4 protein-coding genes are annotated in these 3,784 nt (G+C 77.2%); 3 read left to right on the forward strand and 1 reads right to left on the reverse strand.

The window, feature by feature from the left end; all coding sequences use genetic code 11:
• Positions 1–124 precede the first annotated feature (124 nt).
• A complete protein-coding gene (locus ACFWOG_RS37645) occupies positions 125–901 on the reverse strand; it encodes an SDR family NAD(P)-dependent oxidoreductase (protein WP_380363964.1) in 777 nt (258 codons plus the stop codon).
• Between the two features lie 105 nt (positions 902–1,006).
• On the opposite strand from ACFWOG_RS37645, the gene ACFWOG_RS37650 reads away from it, so the two are divergent.
• Genes ACFWOG_RS37650 through ACFWOG_RS37660 form a run of 3 tightly spaced genes read left to right on the forward strand, consistent with a single transcriptional unit; the run spans position 1,007 to position 3,485 of the window.
• Positions 1,007–1,657, forward strand: a complete 651-nt coding sequence (locus ACFWOG_RS37650) for an aldolase (RefSeq protein ID WP_329951364.1) — start codon at positions 1,007–1,009, stop codon at positions 1,655–1,657.
• Positions 1,658–1,671: 14 nt separating this feature from the next.
• Positions 1,672–2,580 carry a sugar kinase gene (locus ACFWOG_RS37655; RefSeq protein ID WP_380363973.1) on the forward strand — a complete coding sequence of 303 codons (909 nt, stop codon included), beginning with the start codon at positions 1,672–1,674 and terminating at the stop codon, positions 2,578–2,580.
• Entirely contained in the window at positions 2,577–3,485 is a 909-nt protein-coding gene (locus tag ACFWOG_RS37660) for an SMP-30/gluconolactonase/LRE family protein (RefSeq protein WP_380363967.1), read from the forward strand. Before ACFWOG_RS37655 ends, ACFWOG_RS37660 begins: the two co-directional genes overlap by 4 nt.
• Positions 3,486–3,784: the final 299 nt, after the last annotated feature.

The following is a 3,784-nucleotide window of genomic DNA, read 5'->3' on the forward strand; positions in this document are numbered from 1 at the left end:
GGCGGGGCCGCGCCACCGCGCCGGGGCGGCCCCAGTTGTGAGCGCCCCCCCCCGCTGGCGGCGTTTTCCGGCGGGAGTGGGCCGGGCCGGTGCGCCCGGGCCCGGCCGGCCCGGGCGCACCCGGTCAGTGGGTGTCGAGCGGCGGCAGCCCCATCCGCTCGCGGTGGGAGTCGCGCAGGAGGCTGGCCGGGCTGACCACCGAGGCGCCCGCGTCCAGCACCAGCTCGGAGCCGGTGATCATCCCGGCGGCCGGGGACGAGGCGAAGGCCACCGCCTCGGCGATGTCTCCGGCGTCCACCAGCGTGCGCATCGGATTGCTCTCCCGCAGCCGCACCAGGTCCTCCTCGCCGGGCGCCAGGCGGGCCTCGGTCGCCGGGGTGCGCACCCAGCCCGGCGCGAGGGTGACGAAGCTGATGCCGAACCGTCCGTAGTCCACCGCGAGTTGGCGTGTGAGCGCGGCGATCGCGCCCTTCGCGGCGGCGTACGCGGGCAGACCGGGCGCGCCGGTGCGGTGCAGCACCGATCCCACGGTGACCACGGCTCCGGACCCGGCCGCCATCATCGTGGGCAGCACCTCGCGGACGCACAGGAACACCGAGCCGAGGTTGGCCGACAGGACGCGCTGCCACTCCTCGTCGGTGGTCAGGTGCAGGGGGCCGCCCTGGGTGATGCCGGCGCAGGTCACCAGCACGTCGATGCCGCCGAGTTCCTCGACGGCCCGTCCGACCGCGGCGGCGACCTGCGCCGGATCGGTGACGTCGGCCCGGTGGAACGTGACGCCGGGCAGCCGGGGGTCGGTGAGGTCGAGGCCGGCCACGCGCAGGCCGTCGGCCACCAGGCGGGCGGCGACGGCGCGGCCGATGCCGCCGGCCGCGCCGGTGATCAGGGCGGTACGGGTCATCGAGGGGCGCCTTTCGTCGGGGGCGGAACTTGTGGACGGTGCACGGGGCTCCGACTGGAAAGTATACGATATCCTAAAGTCCTCACCTGAGCTCCGGAGGCATCCGTGCAACCAGACGACCTTCTCTCCGCCCTGCGCGACCGCAGGATCCTGGCCATCGTCCGGGGCAACGACCCCGACGCCGCCCTGGATGCGGTCCTCGCGCTGTTCCGTGCCGGCGTCGACCTGGTCGAGGTCTCGCTGACCACCACGGGCGCGCTCGCGGTCCTGGAGCGCGCCCGCGCGGTCCTCGGCCCGTACGCGGCGCTCGGCGCCGGCACCCTGCTCACCGCCGCCGACGCCAGGGCCGCCGCCCGGGCCGGCGCCGCCTTCGCGGTGACCCCCGGACTGACCGAGGCCGTCGGCGAGGCGCAGTCCCTCGGCATGCCGGTCCTCGCCGGCGCGGTCACCCCGACCGAGGTCGCCCTCGCCCGGGCCGAGGGCGCGACCGCGATCAAGCTCTTCCCGGGCAGCCTCGGTGGCCCCGGCTACCTGCGGGCCCTGCGCGACCCCTTCCCCGACGTGCCCTTCGTGCCCGTCGGCGGGGTGGACGCCGAGGCCGCCCGGGGCTTCCTGGCCGCCGGCGCCCTGGCCGTCGGCGTCGGGGGACCGCTGGTCGGCACCGCCGCCCGAGCCGGCGGTGACGTCGCCGGCCTCCCCGCCCGCATCGCCGCCTTCCGCACGCTCGCCGAGGAGTTCCCGTGCCCGACGTCCTGACGCTCGGCGAGGCCATGGCGGCCCTGCGCGCCGACCGTCCGCTGCACCTCGGCGGGACCCTCGCCCTCTCGGTGGCCGGCGCCGAGGCCAACGTCTCCATCGGCCTGGCCCGGCTCGGCCACACGGCGCGCTGGGTCGGGGTCAACGGCGACGACGAGTTCGGCCGACTGGTGCTGCGCACCCTGCGGGCCGAGGGCGTGGACGTCTCGCAGGCCGCCGTCGACGCCACCGCGCCGACCGGCCTGGTGGTCTTCGAGCCGCGGGCGGCCGACCTGACCCGGGTCTCCTACTACCGTGACGGCTCGGCCGGCTCCCGGCTCACCCCCGCCCACGTCACCGCCGCCCTCGCCGAGGGGGCCCGGATCGTCCACCTCACCGGCGTCACCGCGGCCCTCGGCCCCGGCCCCCGGGCCGCCGTGGAGGCCGCCGCCCGCTCCGCGTCGGGCGCCGTGTGCCTGGACGTCAACTACCGGGCCAAGCTCTGGTCCAGGAAGGAGGCCGCCGCCGCGCTGCGGCCCCTGGTCCCGCTGCTGGACATCCTGGTGGCCTCCGACGACGAGCTCGCCCTGGTCGCGCCGCCCGGTGTGGAGCACGAGGCCGAGTGCGTCGAGGCGCTGCTCGCCCAGGGGGTCGGCGAGGTGGTGGTCAAGCGCGGCGCCGCCGGTGCCGAGGTCTTCACCGAGGACGGGTCCGTCGCCAGGCCCGCCGTCCGGGTCCCCGTCCGGGACACCGTCGGGGCCGGGGACGCCTTCGTCGCCGGCTACCTCTCGGGGCTGCTCGACGGCCTGCCGGTGGACGGCCGGCTCGACCGCGCGGTGACCACCGGGGCGTTCGCGGTGGCCGCGGCGGGAGACTGGGAGGGCCTGCCCTTCCGGGACGAACTGACCCTGCTGGACGCCGCGCCCGGTACCGCCCTGCGATGACGGCCTCCGGAGGAGAGGAGGTGGTGCGGATGTCCGCCGACGCCTGGCGGCCGTGTTCCGCCGAGCGCTACCGGCTGGGCGAGGGGGCGCGCTGGCACGAGGGCCGGCTGTACTTCGTCGACCTCCTCGGGGGCACCCTGCACAGCTGCGACCCCGGCGGCCCCGGCGACGACGTGCGGCGCGAGGCCGCCCTCGGGATGCCGCTCGGCGCGGTCGCCCCGGTGGCCGGGAGGCCGGGGGAGTGGATCGCCGCCGCCGGACCGGGCGTCGCCCTGCTGCGCCCGGCCCGCGAACCGCACTGGATCGCGCGGCCGGAGGCGGACGCGCCGCGGCCGATGCGGATGAACGACGCCGCGTGCGACCCGGCCGGCCGGTTCTGGGTCACCAGCATGGCCACGGAGGCGACCGAGGGCGCCGGCTCGCTCCACCGGGTCGACCCGGACGGCTCGGCGCACCGCGTGCTGACCGGTCTGACCGTCCCCAACGGGCCGGTCTTCGACGGGTCCGGCCGCACGCTCTACCTGGCCGACAGCGCCCGGGGCGTGATCGAGGCGTACCCGGTCGATCCCGGCACCGGACGGCTGGGCGCGCCACGGCCGCTCGTGCACCTCGGCAGGAACGAGGGCCGGCCGGACGGCATGGCGGTGGACGACCGCGGCTACCTCTGGGTCGCCCTGTGGGGTGCCGGCCGGGTGCACTGCTACGACCCGGCGGGCGGGCTCCGGGAGAGCGTCGCGGTACCCACCGCGCACGTGAGCAGCATCGCCTTCGGCGGCGGGCGGATGTACGTGACCACCGCGCTGCACCGGCTCACCGCCCCGGGCCCCTACGCGGGAGCGGTCCTGGCCCGGCCGTCCGCGGCCACCGGACCCCCGGCCGCGCCCTACCGGCCCCTGCCGCCGTGACCGGCGGGCGGGGCGGGCCGGGGCGGGCCGGGGCGGGGTGCGGGCGACCCCGGTGAGGGCGGGGGCCGGTGCCCCTCCGGGAAACGAATCGGCGACACCCCTGGCAGTTTTTTCGTATATCGCATACGTTTGAGCCATCCGCGGCACCTCTCCCCCCAAGTGGAGCCCCGATGACCACGCCTCCCCCCACCACCCCGCCGGAGCGCACCCCCGTGCATGACACCTCCGGCGTCACCACGACCCGCCGCACGATGCTGGCCGGCACCGTCGGCACCGTCATGGAGTGGTACGACTTCAGC

The organism is Kitasatospora sp. NPDC058406, assembly GCF_042722765.1.
Taxonomy (GTDB): domain Bacteria; phylum Actinomycetota; class Actinomycetes; order Streptomycetales; family Streptomycetaceae; genus Kitasatospora.

Coding starts and splice junctions, on each gene's coding strand:
- ACFWOG_RS37645 (WP_380363964.1), bottom strand. CDS start 901: ATGACCCGTACCGCCCTGATCACCGGCGCGGCCGGCGGCATCGGCCGC.
- ACFWOG_RS37660 (WP_380363967.1), top strand. CDS start 2,577: ATGACGGCCTCCGGAGGAGAGGAGGTGGTGCGGATGTCCGCCGACGCC.
- ACFWOG_RS37655 (WP_380363973.1), top strand. CDS start 1,672: ATGGCGGCCCTGCGCGCCGACCGTCCGCTGCACCTCGGCGGGACCCTC.